Genomic DNA, 16,596 nt, shown 5'->3' with positions numbered 1-16,596 from the left:
CGTCCGACACTCCCTAGAGCCGCGCGAGGTCGACGAGGCCGTCCTGCAGAGCGCGGGCGACCAGGGCCGCCTTCGTGGTCGCGGGGCGGCCCGCGTCGGCGTACTTGATGCGGACGCGGGCGATGTAGGTGTCCACGGTCTTCACCGACAGGTGGAAGCGCTGCGCCACGAGCTGCTTGGAGTCGCTGGAGAACCAGGCGAGCAGGACCTCGCGCTCCCGCTCGGACAGGGCGGGGCGGTCCGGGCGCGGATCGGCGGCCATCGCCCCGCCCAGCACCGGAGGCGTGTAGGGCCGGTCCTCGACGCAGGCCCGGATCGCGGGGATCAGGTGCTCGTGGCCCTCGGCCTTCGTCAGGTAGGTCGCGGCACCGAGCTCCAGGCAGCGCAGGGCCGTCTCGCTGTCGGCGTGCTGGGAGTAGACGACGACCCGACGGCCTGCGTCGACCAGCTCCTCCAGCACGTCGAACGCGGGCTCCCCCGGCCCGAGCTGCAGGTCGAACACCACCGCGTCCGCCGGGACGTCGAACGCGGGCGCCGGGTCCGCGCCCGCCGCCACGACGGTGATGCCGGCCCGGGCGCACCACGCCCCGACGCCGTCGACGATCGCCGGATGATCGTCGACGATCACGATCGAGGTGCCCATCTCGCCTCCACCCATGTCGTTCCGCCCGCCTCGACGGCGGACACCCCCACGTCCGGTGCCGACGCCGCGAACCCCGCCGGGACGCCGTCGGTCACCACGCCCAGCACCACGGCGCCGGGCACTCCGGCGAGCGTGACGCGCGCCGACCCCCGGGCCGCGTGCAGCGCGTCTCCCGCCGCCCCCAGGAGGTCCCGCATCGCCGCGCGCGGCGGCACGGCACGCTCCCCCCGCTCCGAGTACTGCACGCCGACGCCGCGCCGCTCGGCGATGTCGATCAGCTCCGCCAGCTCGGCGGCGAGCGGGTCCCGGCCGTCCCGCTCCTCGGCGAAGATCCGCCGCAGGCGGGCCGCCGCGCTCGCCGCCGCCCGCTGCACCGCCGGGTCGGCCGGGGGCGCCGTACCCGCCGCCATGCCCTCCAGCAGCGGCAGCGCGACGGCGCGGAGCTCGGCGTAGCGGGCCTCCCGGTCGGTGTGGACGACGGCGGCGAGGTCCTCCGCGGTCCGCGCGGCGGCCTCCTCCTCGGCGGCCTGCCCGGCCTGCCGGGCGACGGTGCGCAGCGCGGTCCCGGCGATCGCGAAGGCGAGCTGGAAGGACGTCACCCCCACGGCGCTGATGCCGAACGCCACGAGGGTGAGCTGGTCGGTCCGGCCCACGGCGACCAGCAGCCCCAGCATCAGCAGCAGGTGCAGCAGGAGGAACGCGACGAGCTCGCGGCCGCGGGGCAGCAGCAGCACCCCGAACCAGCCGATCGACCCGAGCGTGACGTGCGGCGGGCCGCCCAGCGCGGCCGGTGCGAGCGCCACGGACATCTCGACCGCGACCGCGAGCACCCCGGCCGCCACCGGCAGTCGGATCCACTCCCAGGAGCGGTGGCGGGCCACCAGCACCGCGTCGGCCGCAGCGACGACGACGAGCACGCCCCAGCCCGCGAAACCGACCCATTCGGGCTCGTACGCGGCCCGGCCCGCCACCAGGTTCGGCAGGTTCAGGCCGAACAGGATCGCCAGCACGATCACGCTGCACGCCACCCGGAGACCGCGCTGCAGCCGCACGGTCAGCTCCACGGACGTCGCGCCCGCCCCGCCGGTCACCGTGCCCGCTCCGACCGGACGGCCGGGGCGGCGGCGGCCCCGTCTCCGGTCCCGGCCTCGGCCTCGGACTCGGTGCGGCTCTCGGGGCCGCTCTCGGTGCTCTCGGTGCTCTCGGTGCGCGGCCACTCCAACCGCACGACGGTGCCGTGCCCCGGCGCGGACCGGATCTCCGCGCGGCCGTCGACGAGGTCCATCCGCTCGCGGACCGAGCGCACCAGGCCGAGCCGGCCCGCGGGCACCGCGGCCGGGTCGAAGCCGCTCCCGTCGTCCCGGACGGTCACCCGCACCGCCGCCTCCCCCACCTCGACGCGCACCTCGGCGCGGTCGGTCCCCGCGTGTCGGGCCACGTTCTCCAGGGTCTCGGTGAGCGCGCCGCCGAACGCCGCCGCGGCGGGCCCGGGCAGGTCCAGGTCGCCGTCCGCCCGCAGGTCCACCGGGATCCGGGCGTGCGCGACGGCGTGGCGGACGGTGGCGGCCACCCCGGCGTCGGGTGCGGGGACGCCGTGCAGGGCGGCGACGTCCCGCTGGAGCTGCCCCTCCAGCCAGGGCTCGTCGCCGCGGACGGACCCGAGCCCGACCATCAGCAGCGTGCTCGCGGCGGTGTCGTGCACGGTCGCCCAGTGCGCCCGCTGCTCGCGGCGCCGGGCGCGGGCGAGCAGGGCCGTGCGCTCGGCGGCGAACCGGCGGGCCATCCGCTCGTCGGCGGCCGCGCCGCCGCGGCGCACCAGCAGCCAGAGCATCCGGGACAACGCGGCCTCGACCCCGGTCCACACCCCGCCCACGGCCAGCGCCTGCACCACCGAGATCTCGGGCGAGAGCGCCGCACCCGCCGTGAACGCCGCGCACACCGCGACGGTGGCGAGCGCCGCGGGCCACGGCCGCACGTGCCACTGCAACGCGACGACCGCGAGGGACGCCACCGGCGACACCCATCCCAGCGAGCGCACCAGCAGGGTCGGATCCACGAGCAGGGGCTGGGCCAGACACAGCCCGCACATGACCGCGACGTCGACGACCCAGACCCACGCGGCGGGCCGGGTCCGCATCAGCCGGAGGTAGGCGAGGCTCCACGCCGCCAGCGCGACGGCGACCGGCACGCACACCAGCGCACCCGCGGGCGGGGCGGCGAACGGCGCCGTGACGGCCATGAGCACGCCGACGGTCGCCCGCGCACCCGCCGCGAACCGCAGACCGAACCGGTCCAGGAAAGCCCCTGTCGACATCTCAGGGGAGGGTTCGCGGAGAGCGACACAGCCGTTACCGCATCAGGGAGCCACACTGCGCCCCGCGGTCAGCCGACCGTGACCGGGGCCGCCAGGTCCTTGACCAGGGCGGTGAGCCAGTCCAGGAGCTCCAGGTCGCGCAGCGGGGCGCCGCCGATGCGGTTGCCCTGGCTGGGCTTCGGGACGGCGACGAGCCGGGCGGCGGGCTTGTACTGGCCCTTGGGGTGCATCCGCTTGAACCGCAGCTGCTTGGAGTCCGGCAGGTCCACCGGGCCGATGCGGATCATCGTGCCCGCCACGGCCACCTCGGCCAGCCCGAGCGACCGGCAGAGCTGCCGGAACCGCGCCACCGCGAGCAGGTTGCGCACCGGCTGCGGCGGCTCGCCGTAGCGGTCCTTCAGCTCCTCGACGACGGCCTCGAGCGCCGCGTCGTCCCCCGCCTCCGCGATCTTGCGGTAGGCCTCCAGGCGCAGCCGCTCGCCGTCGACGTAGTCGTGGGGCACGTGGGCGTCGATCGGCAGGTCGACACGCACCTCCGCGAGGGGCTCCGGCTCCTCGCCGCCCGGGGCGCCCCCGGCGGACCGGAACGCCGCCACGGCCTCGCCGACCAGCCGGATGTACAGGTCGAACCCGACGCCCGCGATGTGCCCGCTCTGCTCCGCGCCCAGGATGTTGCCCGCGCCGCGGATCTCCAGGTCCTTCATCGCCACCGCGGCACCCGAGCCCAGCTCCGAGTGCTGCGCGATCGTGGCGAGCCGGTCGTGCGCGGTCTCGGTGAGCGGATGCTCCGGCGGGAACAGGAAGTACGCGTAGCCGCGCTCGCGGCCACGCCCGACCCGGCCGCGCAGCTGGTGCAGCTGGGAGAGGCCGAGGGTGTCCGACCGCTCGACGATCAGGGTGTTGGCGTTGGAGATGTCCAGCCCGTTCTCGACGATCGTCGTGCAGACGAGGACGTCGTACTCCTTGTGCCAGAACGCGTTCACGGTCTGCTCGAGCAGGTCCTCGTGCATTTGCCCGTGCGCGACGCCGATGCGCGCCTCCGGCACCAGCTCCTGGATCTTCTTGGCCGCCCGGTCGATCGAGGTGACCCGGTTGTGCACGTAGAAGACCTGGCCGTCCCGCAGCAGCTCGCGGCGGATGGCGGCGGCGACCTGCTTGTCGTCGTAGGCGCCGACGTAGGTCAGGGTCGGGTGCCGGTCCTCGGGCGGGGTGGTGATCGTGGACATCTCGCGGATGCCCGCGAGGCTCATCTCGAGCGTCCGCGGGATCGGCGTGGCGGACAGCGTGAGCACGTCGACGTGCGCGCGCAGCGCCGTGATGTGCTCCTTGTGCTCCACGCCGAAGCGCTGCTCCTCGTCGACGATGACCAGCCCGAGGTCCTTCCACCGGACCCCGGTCTGCAGCAGCCGGTGCGTCCCGACGACGACGTCGACGGTCCCGTCCGCCAGCCCCTCGATCGTCGTCTTCGCCTCGGCGGCGTCGGTGAACCGCGACAGCCCCTTCACCGTGACCGGGAAGGCGCGCATCCGGTCGGCGAAGGTCGACAGGTGCTGGGTCGCGAGCAGCGTGGTCGGGACGAGGACCGCGACCTGCTTGCCGTCCTGCACCGCCTTGAACGCGGCCCGCACGGCGATCTCGGTCTTGCCGAACCCGACGTCCCCGGTGATCACCCGGTCCATCGGCACCGGACGCTCCATGTCCCGCTTCACCTCGTCGATGGCGGAGAGCTGGTCCGGGGTCTCGGTGTAGGGGAAGGCGTCCTCGAGCTCGCGCTGCCACGGGGTGTCCGGGGCGAAGGCGTGCCCGGGCGACGACTGCCGGGCGGCGTAGAGCTGCACCAGACCGGCGGCGATGTCCCGGACCGCCTTGCGTGCGCGGCCCTTGGTCTTCGCCCAGTCCGAGCCACCGAGCTTGTTCAACGTCGGCTGCTCGCCGCCGACGTAGCGGGAGATCTCGTCGAGGGCGTCGGTCGGCACGAAGAGCCGGTCCGCGGGCTGCCCCCGCTTGCTCGACGCGTACTCCAGGACCAGGTACTCGCGGGTCGCGCCCTGGACGGTGCGCTCCTTCATCTCCACGAACTTCCCGATGCCGTGCTGGGCGTGCACCACGAAGTCCCCGGGCTGCAGGGCGGCCAGGTCGACCGCGTTGCGACGCCGGGCGGGCAGTTTCCGGGTGGTGGTGTCCAGCCCCGCGCGGGTGCCGGTCAGGTCGGACTCGGCGAGCAGCACCAGGCCGACTCCCGGGGCCGCGAAGCCGTCCGCGATCCGCCCGCACGTGACCGTGACCAGGCCCTTCTCCGGGACCTCGGTGAGCTCCTCGCCCAGGGTGGCGGGCACCTCGGCCTCGCCGAGCTGCTCGATGCTGCGGTCCGCGGTGCCCTGCCCGGCGACCACGAGCACCGCCGCGCCGCCGGCGGCGGTGTGGGCGCGCAGGTCGACGAACGCGCGTTCGGTGTCCCCGCGGTAGGACTCGATCTCGTGCACGTCCGGGACGATCGCGTCGTCCGCACCGGAGAGCAGGGGGGACAGCGTGACCACCGGGCGGCCGGTGGTGGTGGCGTGCTCCAGCACGCCGCCGAGGTCCCGGTACGCCGAGGCGCCGACGTCGATCGGGGCCTGTCCCCCGGTGCCCGCCGCCAGCCAGGAGGCCTCCAGGAACTCCTGCCCCGTCCGGACGAGGTCGTGGCTGCGGGTGCGGATGCGCTCCGGGTCGGCGAGGAGGATCCGGGCGCGCGCGGGCAGCAGGTCGGTCAGCAGCTGCAGCTCGCCCCCCACCAGGGCGGGGATCAGCGACTCCATCCCCTCGGTGGGGATGCCGTTCGCCAGGTGTTCGAGCAGCTCACGCAGCTGCGGGTTGTTCTCGTGCTCCTTCGCCAGCAGCGCGGCCCGCTCGCGCACGGCGCCGGTCAACAGCAGCTCCCGGCACGCGGGTGCGGTGACCTCGGTGACCACCGGGTCGTCCATCGACCGCTGGTCGGCCACGGAGAAGGCGCGCAGCTCGGAGACCTCGTCGCCCCAGAACTCGATGCGGACGGGATGGTCGGCCGTGGGGACGAAGAGGTCGAGGATGCCGCCGCGCACCGCGAACTCGCCGCGGGCGGTCACCATCTCGACGCGGGTGTAGGCCAGCTCCACGAGCCGTTCCAGCAGCGCCTCGAACGCGTACTCGGTGCCCTCGCGGAGCACGATCGGGTCCAGCGTGCCCAGACCCGGCGCGATCGGCTGGATCAGCGAGCGGGCCGCGGCCGCGACGATCCGCGGCGGGTTCTCGCCGCTCAGCGAGCGGAACAGGGTGAGCCTGCGGCCGACGGTGTCCGGGCGCGGCGAGAGCCGCTCGTGCGGCAGCGTCTCCCAGCTGGGGAGCACCTCCACCGGGCCCTCGACCAGCTCGCGCGCCGCGACGGCCAGCTCCTCGGCCTCGCGGTCGGTCGCGGTCACGGCGAGCACGGTGCCGGACTCGGCGAGCGCGGCGGCCAGGAACGGGCGCAGCGCGGCCGGACCCTCGGCCTGCACGGCGGGGGTGTCGGCGGTGCGGGTGTCGACGCCCGCCGAGGCCTCGACCACGGCCCGCAACCCGGCGTCGGACAGGGCGGCGGTCAACAGACCGGACAGTGCGGGGGGCACGGAACTCCTTGCGACAGGCATGCGGACACACCCCTGCCGAGGCTCAGTACGCCCGCAGGGGCCACTGACATCAGACGATACGCGCGCCCGAAACCTTCCCCGCAGCCCGGCTGTGACGAGCCGCTCATCCCCGCCGCGGGCCGGGCACGCCAGGATCGCTCCCCATGACGCGCACCCTGATCCGCGGCGGCATCGTGCTCCCCTGCGAGGGCCGCAAGACCGTCCACGACCCCGGCTCGGTGCTGGTCGAGAACGACCGGATCGTCGCCGTCGGCACCGTCGAGGAGCTCGACGGGGTGGACGCTCAGGTCGTCGACGCCACCGGGCACGCCGTGCTCCCCGGCCTGCACAACGGCCACCTGCACTCCGGCCTGCTGCGGGGCACCGCCGAGTCGAAGTCGCTGTGGGACTGGCTGCGCGAGGACATCGACCCCGCCCACCGCGCGCTCACCCCGGAGATCGCCGAGGCCGCGTCGCTGCTGTGCTACACCGAGTCGCTGCGGGCGGGCACGACGTCGGTGATGGACATGTGGCGGTTCATGGAGGGCTCCGCACGCGCGGCCGAGCAGGTCGGGATCCGCGCGACGCTCGTCCCCTACGTCGCCGACGAGTACGACTACTTCGAGACGCTGGAGACCAACCGCAGGCTGCTGGAGACCCACCGCACCTTCGCCGAGGGCCGCGGCCGCTCCTGGGTCGGCCTCGAGCATCTCTTCTACTGCTCGCCGGAGGCCTTCCGGGGCGCCGCGCAGCTCGCCGACGAGTTCGACACGGGGCTGCACACGCACTCGTCGGAGACGATCTGGGAGGTCCAGGAGTCCCTGACCCGGTTCGGCCGCCGCCCCATCGAGGAGTTCCTCGCGCGGGGGATCCTCGGCCCGCGGACCGTCGTCGCGCACTGCGTGTGGCTCGACGACCGGGAGATCGCCGTGCTGGCCGAGACCGGGACGTCGGTCGTGCACTGCCCCTGCTCCAACATGAAGCTGTCCTCGGGGCCCGCCCCGGTGATCCGGATGCGGGAGCACGGCATCGCCGTCGGGCTGGGCAGCGACGGCGAGAAGGAGAACAACACCCTCGACCTGCTCGAGGAGATGAAGTTCGCGAGCCTGCTGCAGAAGGTCACCACGCTGGACCCGACCACGGGCGACCCGTGGGACATGCTGGCCATGGCCACCCTCGACGGCGCGCACGCACTCGGCCTCGACGCCGAGACCGGGTCGCTGGAGCCCGGCAAGAAGGCGGACGTCATCACCGTCGACCTCCGCGGCCTGCACACCACCCCGGTGCTGCACGGTCCCGACCTGAACGTGCCCGCCCACCTGGTGTTCTCCTCGGGCGGCGCGGACGTGCGCCACGTCTGGGTGGACGGGCGGCTCCTGGTCGACGGCGGCCGGGTCCTGTCCGTCGACACCGAGGAGGTGCGGCGGCGCGGCCAGAGCGCGGCGGAGGAGCTGTTCGACCGTCGCCGCGCCCTCCCGAGCTGACGGCTCCGCTCGGCGGGATTCACGTGAGGGTGACGCCGTCGCAACATCGGGCCCCTTCACTGGTGCGCGACTCACCCGACGGTGAGGCGCGTCTAGGGTTCCGCTCGCTCGCGAGGTCTGGTCCGAGAGATGCAGGCGGCAGGCACGGCGAGCCGCCCCACGGCGGGACAAAAGCCCGGGAGACAGCTGGTGTGCCGGCTGCTCCTGCGCCGGCGCCCGACCGTGAGGACGCCATGCACTACAACCCGAACCGCCCGGACGAGACGCCGGACGGCACGCCGATCGACCCCGTCGAGGCCGAGCAGCAGGCCCGCACGCTCCACGCCCACTACGGTCCCGAGGCCGCCTACGCCGTGGCCGCGGAGGCGCGGCTGCCCACCACGAAGTACGAGGCGGAGATCGCCCGCGGCCTGGAGCTGGGCCTGCCTGGCGCGGACTCCATCGTGGACCGCACGATCCCCACGTTCTCCCGGGGCGAGCTGCCGCACTTCGCGGGCATCAACACCTTCCTCAAGGCCCCCTACGTCGAGGACGTCCGGCGGTGCGGGGAGTACGACGTCGCCGTGCTCGGTGTGCCGTTCGACGGCGGCACCACCTACCGCTCGGGCACCCGGTTCGGCCCGCAGGGCATCCGGAAGATCTCCGCGCTCTACGGCCCCTACTCGTTCGAGCTCGGCGTGGACCTGCGCGAGTCCATCACGATCGCCGATCTCGGGGACGTCTTCACCATCCCCGGCAACATCGAGAAGTGCTTCGACCAGATCAGCAAAGCGGTCTCGCACGTGTACTCCTCCGGCGCGTTCCCCGTCGTCCTCGGCGGTGACCACTCGATCGGCTACCCGACCGTGCGGGGCGTCGCACCCCACCTGAACGGCGGGAACCTGGGGATCATCCACTTCGACCGGCACGTCGACACCCAGGAGACCGACCTCGACGAGCGGATGCACACCACCCCGTGGTTCCACGCCACCGACATCCCGAACGTCCCGGCGAAGAACCTGGTCCAGATCGGGATCGGCGGGTGGCAGGCACCGCGGCCGGGGGTCAAGGTCGGACGCGAGCGCGGCACCACGATCATGACCGTCACCGACTGCGTGGAGATGGGCATCGAGGAGGCGGCCCAGCGGGCGCTCGACGTCGCCTGGGACGGCGCCGACGCCGTCTGGCTCTCCTTCGACGTGGACTGCCTCGACGCCGCCTTCGTCCCCGGCACCGGCTGGCCGGAGCCCGGCGGGTTCCTCCCGCGCGAGGTCCTGAAGTTCATCCAGATCATCGCCGACGCCCGCCCGCTCGCCGGGATCGAGGTCGTCGAGTGCGCCCCGCCCTACGACAACGCGGAGATCACCGCGCTGATCGCCACCCGCGTCGTCTGCGACACCCTCGGCTGCCTCGTGCGGTCCGGCCACCTGCCGAAGAACTCCTGAGCACTCCTGAGCACGTCTTCCTTCACCCGGAACGGAGACAGTCATGATCATTCTCGGGGTCGCGATCGGCGTCGTCCTCGTCCTCGCCGTGGGGCTCGCCGTCGCCCGCAAGGTCGACGGCGACTCGACCAACTTCCTCGTCGCGGGCCGCGCGCTGGGCCTGCCGCTCGTCGCGGCGGGTCTGATGGGCCAGGCGGTCGACTCGAACGCCACGCTCGGCAACACCGACCTGTCCGCGGGCTTCGGCTTCTGGGCGGGTGCCTCGCTGCCGCTCGGGCTGGGCCTGTGCCTGCTGCTGACCGGCGTCTTCTTCGCCAAGCGCATGAACGCGATGGGGCTGCTCAGCCTGCCGGACTTCTACCGGATCAAGTACAGCCGGGGCGTCGAGCTGGCGTCCTCGGTCCTGATGATCTTCAGCTTCTGCATCCTGCTCGCGGGCAACCTCGTGGCGGGCGGCTTCCTGTTCGAGCGGTTCCTCGGCACCAGCTACACCGCGGGCGTGCTGATCATCGTCGGCGTGGTGCTCGCGTACACGATCACCGGCGGGATGTTCTCCGACGCCTACACCGCGTTCATCCAGGTCATCATCACCGTGATCGGGTCGGCGGCCCTGTTGGTCTGGGTCGCCCTCACCTACGGGATCACCGTGCCGGAGGGCATGGGGCCCTTCGACCTCGGCCAGCTCGGCGACCCCGCGCAGGGCGCCGTGGTGAACTGGGCGACGCTCATCGCACTCGGCATCGGCGACATCGTGGCGATCGACTTCATGCAGCGGATCTTCTCCGCGAAGAGTCCGGAGATCGCGCGCCGCGCGTGCTTCGTGGGCGCGGCGGGCACCGCGCTCGTCGGGATCCCGTACGCGCTCGTCGCGCTGTCCTCCGGGGCGATCTTCGGCGACGCGCAGGTCGACGGGCCGGTGCTGTTCGTGCTGCTGGAGCAGTACGCGCCCGCCGGGCTCACGATCATGGTGCTGTCCGCGATCGTCGCGGCCTCGTGCTCCACGGCGAACGGGGTCATCCTCGGCACCGCCGCCGTCGCCGTCCGGAACATCGCCGGGCGCGACCAGCAGCACGACGCGGAGACCGGCAAGGACCCGCTGCTGCGCCAGGTGCGGTTCACGATGCCGTTCGTGGTGGGCGTCGCGATCCTGTTCGCGCTGCGGGTGCCGCAGACCGGCATCCTGCTCACCCTGGCGTTCGACCTGATGCTCGCCGCGCTCGTCGTGCCGTTCGTGCTGGCGCACTGGTGGCCCGCCCGGATCACCACGGCCGCCGCCGCGGCGGCGATCACGGTCGGGCTGGTGGTGCGGCTGGGCTTCTTCGTCCTGACGCCCACGATCTACGGCGTCGACAACACCCTGCTGTACATCCCGAACTCCGTGTTCGGCCCGGGTTTCGACGGCTGGCCCACCTTCATCGCCCCGGCACTGTCCCTGCTGACGTTCGTGGCGGTGGCGCTGCTCCGGCCCCGCACCACCCCGCCGACGCCCGACCCGTCGCCCCGCACGGTGGCCGCGGAACCCACCTGACCCCGTGAGTGGCGATAGTCGCTGGAGCGACTATCGCCACTCACGGTCAGCGTGGGGGCAGGGGGCGCTTGGCTCGGCTGGGGCGGGTCGCGGGATCCGGAGGGGTGACCGCGGGGCTGCGCTCCAGCGCCTCCAGGGTGAGGCGGACCGCGGTCTCCAACTGCGGGTCGCGGCCCGCCACCCAGTCCTGTGGGGTGGTCACCACCTCGACGTCCGGGTCCACGCCGTGGTTCTCGACGGACCAGTGCAGGTCGTCGAACCAGAAGGAGTAGCGCGGCTGGGTCACGCGGGTGCCGTCGACCAGGGCGTACCGGCTGTCGATGCCGATCACCCCGCCCCACGTCCGCGTCCCGACGACGGGGCCGAGCCCCATCCGCGTGAACGCGGCGGTCACGATGTCGCCGTCGGAGCCCGCGTGCTCGTCGACGACCAGCACGATCGGGCCACGCGGCGCGCCCTCCGGGTAGGTGGCGGGCGCGGCGTGGCGCACCACGTCCCAGCCGATCACCTTGCGCGCCAGCTTCTCGATCACCAGCTGGGAGGTGTGCCCGCCGGAGTTGTCCCGGACGTCGAGCACCAGGCCCTCGCGCCGCGCCTCGCGGGCGAAGTCCCGGTGCAGCTGCGCCCACCCCGAGGCGACCATGTCCGGCACGTGCAGGTACCCCAGCCGCCCCTCGGAGCGGTCGGCGACGAAGGCCCGCCGCCCCGCGACCCAGTCGTGGTAGCGCAGGTTCTGCTCGCCGCCCAGCGGCCGGACGACGACCCGCCGCAGCACGCCCGCTGCCGTCCGGACGGTCAGCTCGGTGAGGGTGTCCGCGCGGCCCAGCAGCAGCGGGTTCGGGCCCAGCTCGTGGTCGACCGGGCGCCCTCCGACCTCCACCAGCACGTCCCCCGCCCGGACGTCGACGCCCGGCTCGGACAGCGGGCTGCGGGCGTCCGGCGCGGAGGTCTCCGGCGGCAGGACGCGCGCGATCCGCCAGCCCTGGTCGGTCGCCTCCAGGTCGGCGCCGAGGAACCCGGGGCGCCCACCGAAGTCGCCGGCGGAGCCGCGGCCCACCACGTAGGCGTGCGAGGAGCCCAGCTCGCCCGCCGTCTCGTACATCAGGTCGACGAGGTCGTCGGTGCTGCCGACGGCGTCGACCAGCGGCCGGTACCGCTCCAGCTCGGCGGCCCAGTCGACGCCCGCCATGTCCTCGACCCAGTAGTGGTCCCGCATGAGGCGGCCCGCCTCGTCGAACATCTGGCGCCACTCGGCGGCCGGGTCGACGGTCACCGAGACGCGGGAGGTGTCGATCTCGAACTCGTCCGCGTCGCCCTCCGACGGCGCCCCGGAGCCGGAACGGTCGCTGCGCAGCACCCGCAGCGTGCGGGACTCCCGGACGACCAGGCGGGTGCCGTCGCCGCTGACCGCGTAGCCGGTCGCGGGGTCGGCGATGGTGTCGACCTTGCGCTTCTTCAGGTCGAACCGCTCCAGGACGGGCTTGGGGTCGTCGCCCTCGGCCCGCCCGTCGCCCAGCTCGCCGGTGACCGGCACCGACAACCAGAGCAGGCAGTCCTTCGCCGCGCCCAGCCCGCGGTAGCGACCCTCCGGGACCGGGATCGGGACGACCCGGTCCGCCAGCCCCTCGACGTCCACGACCGTCTCCGGCGGGGTGTCCTTCTCCTTCTCCGACTCCTTCTTCTCGGGCTCGTCGTCCGACACCGCGGGCGGGTCCTCGGGCTCCTCGTCGGCCCCGGTGGTGGGCCGACCGTCCGGCCCCGCCCCGAACGGCGACGGCGTGCGCGCCGCCAGCGGCACCAGGAACGGCCGCCAGGACGCCGGGAACGTGAGGTCGAAGGAGTGCTCGTCGTAGATCGGGTCGAAGCTGCGCCGGGAGAGGAACGCGAGGTAGCGCCCGTCCGTGGTGAACACCGGGTCGGTGTCGACGAACCGCGGCTCGGTCACGGCGACGAGGGCGTCGCTCCCGTCGGGTCCGGCCAGGTCCACCAGCATGATCCGGGACAGGCCCGGCTCGATCGGGTCCTCGTAGGCGAGCCAGCGGGAGTCCGGCGAGAAGCTCGGTCCGGCGATCTCCCCGGCGGCGCCGCGGGCCGGGGTGCGGACGTGCCCGGTGGCCGTGTCGAGCAGGACCAGACGGCCGTCGTGCGTGGTCAGCGCGGCGAGCGTCCCGTCCGGCGCGGCCTCCAGCTCCAGCACCCGGCCGACCTGTCCGTCGGCGTACCGGACCGGGTCGGGGGCACCCTCGGCGTGCGGGTCCAGCGGCGCGACGACGACGGCGTCCTCCCCGCTCGCGTCGTCGATCCAGATCGCGCGGTCCTCCCCCAGCGGGCGGGCCAGCCGCGCCCGCACGCCCTGCTCCGCGAGCAGGGTGCGGGCCGGGCCGTCCCGGTGGGTCAGCCGGTGCACGGTGCCGCGCACCGAGACCACACTCGACCGTCCGGTGTGGTCGGGGCGGGCCCCGGAGACCCAGTGCGCGGCGCGGACCCGGTGCGACTCCCGGCGGGTGCGCGGCCCGCCGAGCCGCACGTCCAGGCGCCGCGGCTGCGCGTCGAGGGACTCGAGCAGGTAGAGCTCGCCCGCGGACTCGTAGACGACCCGTTCGCCGTCCGTGCTCGCGTGGCGGGCGTAGAACTCGGCGCCGTCCACCCCGTGGTCGGTGTGCCGGCGCAGGTCACCGCCCTGCAGGTCGACGCTGTAGAGGTTGCCGTGGTCCTCGTGGTCGGAGAGGAAGGCGATCCGGCCCGCCACGACCATGGGGGCGTCGAGCTGCCCGTCGAGCTCGGGGAGCAGGCGGGTGAACTCCCCGGTGCCCGTGGGGTCCCACCAGATCTTCCCGGCGGTGCCGCCCCGGTAGCGCTTCCACCAGGCCATGTCGCGCGCCATGGTGCGTCCGATCAGGACGCCCCCGGCGCCGTAGGCCACGGCGGAGACGGGGCCGTAGTCCAGCCGGTGCGGGCGGCCGCCGAGCGCGGGGACCGCGTAGGCCCAGGTGTTCGCGAAGGTGTGCTGGCCGGTCGCGCTGGTCGCGACCACGCGGCCGTCGGGCGTCCAGCCCGCCGACCGGGTGCGCAGGTCGCCCCAGAACGTCACGCGGCGGGCGGCGCCGCCGTCCGCCTCGGCCACCCGGATCTCCGGGGCGCCGTCCTTCGTGCTGCTCCAGGCGACCAGGGTGCCGTCGGGGGAGAACCGCGGGGACCGGGCCGGGACCTCGTCCGCCGTGAGCCGGGTCGCGCGCCCGCCCGCGAGCGGGGCGGTCCAGACGTCGTCCTCGGCCACGAACACCAGGCTGTCGCCGTGCAGGTGGGGGAACCGCAGATAGCTACGTGGCACCCCGCAACGCTACTGCCGGGAGTAGCGCTCCTGGGCGCGCGCCCGGGCCTTGGCCGCCTCCACCTCGCGGTCCTTGGGCGGCGCGGTGGTGACCAGGTCCTCGAGCAGGTGCCGGGTCACGTGCGCGATCTCCGCGACCGCCCGGTCGAAGGCCTCCTGGTTCACCTGCGAGGGCTTCGCCGACCCGCTGACCTTGCGGACGAACTGCAGCGCCGCCGCGTGCACCTCGTCGTTCGTGGCGGGCGGATCGAAGTTGTGCAGGGTCCGGATGTTGCGGCACATGACTCCTCCTCATACGGGATCGAGGCCGGTCAGCGGCGCGACGCCGAGCAGCATCCGGCCGGGGTGGAAGCCCTCGGCGTAGCGGGCCCGACACTGCACCCCGCGCACCCGGGCGAGCCCGGCGAAGGACTCGGCGTCGAACCACGGGCGGTCGGTCTGGCTGCCGTAGTGCTCGTGCAGCTTGGCGATCTTCTCGGTCAGCACCGGCTCCGCGAGCGGCAGGAACGCGGCGGGCTGCGCCAGGTCTCCCTCGCCCTCGAGCAGCTCGTAGCCCAGCACGAGATGGTCGGGGAAGGCCGTGGGCACCCACTGGGCGACGACGCCGTGATCGGGCCTGCCGTCGTGGCGGGGCGGACCCAGCACCAGATCGGGTTCGCCGCGCCCGCGGACCTCCTCGATCGCCTGGCCCACCCGCTCCGCGCGGACCGGGAGCCGCCCGTCGGGCAGGTCGTGCACCACGACCTCGAGCTTGGCGCCGGGACAGAAGGCCGCGAGCGCCGCCCGCTCCTCCTCCTCGCGCAACGACCCGCCGCCGGTCAACACCAGCGCGGTCACCGCGACACCGGGGTGCGCGCGACACAGCTCCAGGAGCGCACCGCCGGCCCCGACGGCGATGTCCGCGCTGTGCGCGCCGATCAGCACCATCCGGTCCAGGCGTTCCGGCAGCAGGCTGAGCACGCCTCAGCATCCCGCCCCACGCCTGCGAGCGAAAGGCTCATCGTCATCCTGGCTGAGGAGATCACCTCCCGCGTGACAGGATGGACGGACAATCCGCCGTGGTGTAACGGCAGCACCTCGGATTTTGGTTCCGATGGTCCAGGTTCGAATCCTGGCGGCGGAGCGAGTCGACCTCGGGTGGCGTCCGGTCGGAGCGCGACACGAGGGGAGGACGCATGTGCGCCATGTGTGCGAGTGAGAGCTACGAGCAGGTCGTGGCAGACCTGGCCGAGACCGTGCGCGAGCACGGCTGGGCGGTGCGGGTGGTCTACGGGACGGGCCGGCGGCCGCCGTGGGCCTACACGGTCGGGCTCGGGTCGTCCGGGCTGCCCGAGCTGGTCGTGACGGGGCTGCCCGCCGAGCGGGCCGTCGACCTGCTGAACGACGTCGCCGAGCACGTGCTCGACGCGGGCGTCGCGCCGCGCCCCGGCGAGCGGGCGGCCGCCGCCCTCGAGTACGTCGAGGTCGCGGAGCCGGACGCGCACCTGGTGCACGCCGTCGCGCTCTACGGCGAGGGCAGGCGCGCGGTCCAGGTCGTCTGGGCGGACGAGGCGGGCCGCTGGCCGTGGGACCCGGCGGCGGGCGGCGTGCAGCCCGTGCTCGGCCCCCGCTCCCCCGACGCGCCGCCCCTGACATGACCGAAGGCCGCCCCGGTGCGGGGCGGCCTTCGCGGTTCAGCGACCCGGTTCAGCGACCGGGTCGGGGTGGCGGGGGCGGCGGTGCGCCGTTGCCCGTGCACCCGAGGACGTTCATGGATCGCATGTCGTCTCCTCTCCCGCGCGGGATCACTCCAGCGCGGCGTCCAGCGTGATGGTGGTTCCGGTGAGCGCCTTGCTGACCGGGCAGCCCTCCTTGGCGGCCTGCGCGGCCTTCTCGAACTCCGCGGCGTCGAGCCCGGGGACCTCGCCCCGGACCTTCAGCGCGATGCCGGTGATGCGGAACCCGCCCGCCGGGTCCGGCCCGAGCGACACGTCCGCGGTCACATCGAGGGACTCGACGGTCCCGCCCGCCTGGCCGAGCAGCGCCGAGAGCTGCATGGCGTAGCAGGAGGAGTGCGCCGCCGCGATCAGCTCCTCCGGGCTGGTGGTGCCGCCCGCGTCCTCGGCGGCACGCTTGGGGAAGCTGACGTCGTACGTGCCGACCTTGCTGCTGGTCAGCTCGACCTGCCCGGACCCCTCCTCGAGGGAACCGTTCCAGGCCGTCCGTGCGGTGCGAGTGGGCATCGGGACTCCGATCCGTCGGCTATACGA

At 73.9% G+C, this 16,596-nt stretch carries 12 protein-coding genes, 1 tRNA gene and 1 riboswitch; of the genes, 5 read left to right on the top strand and 8 right to left on the bottom strand.

Translation table 11 applies throughout. From position 1 onward, the window contains the following. Positions 1-13 precede the first annotated feature (13 nt). From BLS43_RS15825 to mfd, 4 genes are all read right to left on the bottom strand, one after another. Positions 14-643 (bottom strand): response regulator, encoded by a 630-nt coding sequence (locus BLS43_RS15825; RefSeq protein WP_245707515.1) that lies wholly within the window; start codon positions 641-643, stop codon positions 14-16. Continuing rightward, positions 625-1,734: a hypothetical protein gene (locus BLS43_RS15820; RefSeq protein ID WP_093084937.1), complete on the bottom strand. Its 1,110-nt coding sequence runs from the start codon at positions 1,732-1,734 to the stop codon at positions 625-627. The genes BLS43_RS15825 and BLS43_RS15820 overlap by 19 nt, the downstream gene beginning before the upstream one ends. Beyond that, positions 1,731-2,957, bottom strand: coding sequence for a sensor histidine kinase (locus BLS43_RS15815; protein ID WP_093084934.1), 1,227 nt, complete (start codon positions 2,955-2,957; stop codon positions 1,731-1,733). The genes BLS43_RS15820 and BLS43_RS15815 overlap by 4 nt, the downstream gene beginning before the upstream one ends. Positions 2,958-3,025: 68 nt before the next feature. Further along, positions 3,026-6,601, bottom strand: a complete 3,576-nt coding sequence (mfd, locus tag BLS43_RS15810) for a transcription-repair coupling factor (protein ID WP_093084931.1) — start codon at positions 6,599-6,601, stop codon at positions 3,026-3,028. Between the two features lie 143 nt (positions 6,602-6,744). Between mfd and BLS43_RS15805 the strand changes: the two genes are divergently transcribed. The 3 genes from BLS43_RS15805 to BLS43_RS15795 all read left to right on the top strand — a co-directional run bounded on the left by BLS43_RS15805 (position 6,745) and on the right by BLS43_RS15795 (position 11,016). After that, entirely contained in the window at positions 6,745-8,064 is a 1,320-nt protein-coding gene (locus BLS43_RS15805) for an amidohydrolase family protein (protein ID WP_093084929.1), read from the top strand. An 81-nt stretch (positions 8,065-8,145) separates the two neighbouring features. After that, a riboswitch (guanidine-I (ykkC/yxkD leader) is annotated at positions 8,146-8,248 on the top strand. A gap of 49 nt (positions 8,249-8,297) precedes the next feature. Next, positions 8,298-9,488, top strand: coding sequence for an agmatinase family protein (locus BLS43_RS15800; protein ID WP_218129841.1), 1,191 nt, complete (start codon positions 8,298-8,300; stop codon positions 9,486-9,488). A gap of 43 nt (positions 9,489-9,531) precedes the next feature. Continuing rightward, on the top strand, positions 9,532-11,016 hold the full coding sequence (locus BLS43_RS15795) for a sodium:solute symporter family transporter (protein WP_093084926.1): 1,485 nt from the start codon (positions 9,532-9,534) through the stop codon (positions 11,014-11,016). Positions 11,017-11,062: 46 nt separating this feature from the next. Here the strand turns inward: BLS43_RS15795 and BLS43_RS15790 are convergent, their stop codons facing one another. The 3 genes from BLS43_RS15790 to BLS43_RS15780 are packed head-to-tail and all read right to left on the bottom strand — an operon-like array spanning position 11,063 to position 15,307. Further along, positions 11,063-14,347, bottom strand: a complete 3,285-nt coding sequence (locus BLS43_RS15790; RefSeq protein ID WP_093084924.1) for a S41 family peptidase — start codon at positions 14,345-14,347, stop codon at positions 11,063-11,065. Between the two features lie 9 nt (positions 14,348-14,356). Beyond that, the gene (locus BLS43_RS15785; protein WP_093084921.1) at positions 14,357-14,629 is read right to left on the bottom strand and encodes a DUF2277 domain-containing protein; all 273 of its coding nucleotides are present in this window, start codon (positions 14,627-14,629) and stop codon (positions 14,357-14,359) included. A gap of 9 nt (positions 14,630-14,638) precedes the next feature. Next, a complete protein-coding gene (locus BLS43_RS15780; RefSeq protein ID WP_218129840.1) occupies positions 14,639-15,307 on the bottom strand; it encodes a PIG-L deacetylase family protein in 669 nt (222 codons plus the stop codon). Between the two features lie 92 nt (positions 15,308-15,399). Between BLS43_RS15780 and BLS43_RS15775 the strand changes: the two genes are divergently transcribed. Further along, positions 15,400-15,470, top strand: a tRNA-Gln gene (locus BLS43_RS15775). Between the two features lie 52 nt (positions 15,471-15,522). Next, positions 15,523-15,984, top strand: a complete 462-nt coding sequence (locus tag BLS43_RS15770; RefSeq protein WP_093084918.1) for a DUF4262 domain-containing protein — start codon at positions 15,523-15,525, stop codon at positions 15,982-15,984. A 147-nt stretch (positions 15,985-16,131) separates the two neighbouring features. On the opposite strand, the gene BLS43_RS15765 is transcribed toward BLS43_RS15770, so the two are convergent. Continuing rightward, complete coding sequence (locus BLS43_RS15765) at positions 16,132-16,569, bottom strand: OsmC family protein (RefSeq protein WP_093084916.1); 438 nt, start codon at positions 16,567-16,569, stop codon at positions 16,132-16,134. Between the last annotated feature and the right edge of the window lie 27 nt (positions 16,570-16,596).

Source organism: Pseudonocardia oroxyli, from assembly GCF_900102195.1.
Lineage (GTDB): Bacteria > Actinomycetota > Actinomycetes > Mycobacteriales > Pseudonocardiaceae > Pseudonocardia > Pseudonocardia oroxyli.
This window is presented reverse-complemented; position numbering and strand designations above follow the sequence as displayed.

Coding starts and splice junctions, on each gene's coding strand:
- BLS43_RS15815 (WP_093084934.1), bottom strand. CDS start 2,957: ATGTCGACAGGGGCTTTCCTGGACCGGTTCGGTCTGCGGTTCGCGGCG.
- BLS43_RS15800 (WP_218129841.1), top strand. CDS start 8,298: ATGCACTACAACCCGAACCGCCCGGACGAGACGCCGGACGGCACGCCG.
- BLS43_RS15805 (WP_093084929.1), top strand. CDS start 6,745: ATGACGCGCACCCTGATCCGCGGCGGCATCGTGCTCCCCTGCGAGGGC.
- mfd (WP_093084931.1), bottom strand. CDS start 6,601: ATGCCTGTCGCAAGGAGTTCCGTGCCCCCCGCACTGTCCGGTCTGTTG.
- BLS43_RS15825 (WP_245707515.1), bottom strand. CDS start 643: ATGGGCACCTCGATCGTGATCGTCGACGATCATCCGGCGATCGTCGAC.
- BLS43_RS15770 (WP_093084918.1), top strand. CDS start 15,523: ATGTGCGCCATGTGTGCGAGTGAGAGCTACGAGCAGGTCGTGGCAGAC.
- BLS43_RS15785 (WP_093084921.1), bottom strand. CDS start 14,629: ATGTGCCGCAACATCCGGACCCTGCACAACTTCGATCCGCCCGCCACG.
- BLS43_RS15795 (WP_093084926.1), top strand. CDS start 9,532: ATGATCATTCTCGGGGTCGCGATCGGCGTCGTCCTCGTCCTCGCCGTG.
- BLS43_RS15765 (WP_093084916.1), bottom strand. CDS start 16,569: ATGCCCACTCGCACCGCACGGACGGCCTGGAACGGTTCCCTCGAGGAG.